At 39.1% G+C, this 709-nt stretch carries 1 protein-coding gene; it reads left to right on the top strand.

Annotated features, from left to right (window positions below):
• Positions 1-709, top strand: a 709-nt coding sequence (locus VB798_RS24315) for a TonB-dependent receptor family protein (RefSeq protein WP_323689834.1), incomplete at both ends; no start/stop codon positions are given.

Genomic DNA, 709 nt, shown 5'->3' with positions numbered 1-709 from the left:
ATTACACCAGATCAACTAGTTGCTAATTTATCAACCAACAATGCCCGACAAATTTATTCAAGAGTAGCTGGTCTTAATATATGGGAAAATGAGGGTGGTGGTTTACAACTAAGTATCGGAGGAAGAGGATTAGACCCCAACCGAACGTCGAACTTCAATGTTCGACAAAACGGATATGATATAAGTGCCGATGCCTTGGGTTATCCAGAAAGTTATTATACCCCTCCGGTAGAAGCCGTGGGACGAATCCAAATTGTTCGTGGAGCAGCGTCACTTCAATATGGTACTCAGTTTGGAGGGCTCATTAATTTTATCATGCGGAAACCCGTTCTTGATAAAAAACTTGAAGTAGTGGCGAGGCAAACTGTAGGTTCTTTTGGATTTTATAATGCTTTTACCAGTGCAAGTGGTACTGTAGGGAAACTTAGCTATTATACTTTTTTTCAATATAAAAAAGCCGATGGCTGGAGAGCAAATTCACATTTTAATAGCTACACATTTTATTCAGATATAGATTATAAAATATCAGAAAAAACCTCTGTTGGCTTAGATGTAACCCACATGGATTACCTAGCCAAACAACCAGGGGGGCTGTCAGATGCTATGTTTGCACAAGATCCAAGACAAACGAACCGAGAACGTAATTGGTTTGATGTAAATTGGAATATGTTGGCTGTTCATTTCGATCATAAGTTTAACGAAACCAACC

Origin of the sequence: Arcicella lustrica (assembly GCF_034930985.1) — a bacterium.
Taxonomy (GTDB): Bacteria; Bacteroidota; Bacteroidia; order Cytophagales; family Spirosomataceae; genus Arcicella; species Arcicella lustrica.
This window is presented reverse-complemented; position numbering and strand designations above follow the sequence as displayed.